2 protein-coding genes are annotated in these 1,545 nt (G+C 29.4%); both read left to right on the top strand.

What is annotated here, in order from left to right; all coding sequences use genetic code 11:
• Positions 1-839: BC_2427 family protein (locus CQZ94_RS30650; RefSeq protein WP_374954566.1), on the top strand; the 839-nt coding region annotated here is incomplete at its 5' end.
• Positions 840-990: 151 nt separating this feature from the next.
• On the top strand, positions 991-1,545 hold a 555-nt coding region (locus tag CQZ94_RS30645; RefSeq protein WP_483861180.1), incomplete at its 3' end, for a DUF7852 domain-containing protein.

Genomic DNA, 1,545 nt, shown 5'->3' with positions numbered 1-1,545 from the left:
ATTTTATGAATGAACTGGGAGATCAAGAAGAAGTGGATGAAATTGATTCTGTTGACTGTACTAGTGAGTGTGATACGTATGAACAAGGAAAAGTATGTTTTATGACTAAAAAAAGCTCATTCTCCACTCATGTAAAAATTGATGATTTTTTTCATGCTCCTATCTGTAGTAATTCAGTTCAAAATACATTTGAATTTATTGATCTCAATAATAAACAATCCCCTCAATTTGATACAAAACTATTTAATACTATAACTTATTATCCAGAACAGCTTGATTGTCGTTTGGTTAGTTCTGAAATTCATGAAATTATATTTCTTACTGATACTCATAACTATGGTATGAATAATAAGGATGAGTATTATAAATCAGTTGTAGTTCCTTTACATGACTCACCATTTATGAAAACAGGAGAAATAAATAATAATTCTTATACTTCTTATGATTGTATACATATTAGAGTTCCAGTTGTAATAGGGGAATACAAAATTGAAATATGTTTAGAAGAAAATATCGTGTTTGAAGAAAAGGTTATAAGGGTTAAAGAAATCTCCAAAGAGGTAGTATTAACTAATTGTAAATTTATTCCTAGTCAATTTTCACAATCGTTAGGTAATGGGATATGTACAGTATTAAAAGGAAATTTATTTATAGAAGGGTATATACATCAGAATATTGAGTATACTGCATTTAATAATGGAAATGGGGATTCCATACAAAAAAAGTCAGAAACTCATTTAAATCAAATATGTCAAAAAATTGTATTAGATTTAATCATTAATTTACTACAAGTTCAACAAGTTCGAGTCAGTCATGATGGTAAAATTTCTAAAAGTTAACTGAACCTATATATTCAAAAAACCCACCAATTTTAAATATATAAATAAACAAATATAACATAAGCCTATGCATTAAAATTAATACTACATATTCTAGTTAAATAGAGTGTGTAAAAATCTCTAAATATGTAATGAAATGAGGTTGTTTTCTTTGAGCGAACAAGAAACACCAGGACCTTGTCCAGTCACATCAACAGAACAAATACCATTAAATGCTTCTCCAATTACGCCAATTTCTGCAACTTTTTCTAGAACGACAATACTTAAGGTTCCGGTTGTATTAGCGGAGTCAACACTTCAAATTGTTGTAGAGTCAGATATTACACTTAATCCGGCAGCAACTGAAATTAAGAGAGTGAAAAAGCATGTATTTTTAGAACAAGTTAAACTTGTACCTGTGGCATTTAAAGCTATTCCGGGGTCTGACTTTTTAACTGTTGAAAAAGCTAAATTATTTGTAGCAGGACATATTCGTAAAAATATTGAATATGCTACAAATGTTCCAGATGCATGTAATGGAGCACTTCAGGATAGAATTGCTGATGTTCAGTTTAATGGTTTTGCAGAACTTAAGTGTACGGATTTTTTAAGCCCTCCAATTTTCGCTAATTCTAAAAGTTCCGAAGCTAATTTTATTAGTGATACAAACGCTTTAAATGCACGTTTGGATAAAGCTTTCTTTCAAAATCATGTTAAATACAATGAA

The sequence above is a fragment of the Bacillus sp. MYb209 genome, from assembly GCF_002975175.1.
Lineage (GTDB): Bacteria > Bacillota > Bacilli > Bacillales > Bacillaceae_G > Bacillus_A.
This window is presented reverse-complemented; position numbering and strand designations above follow the sequence as displayed.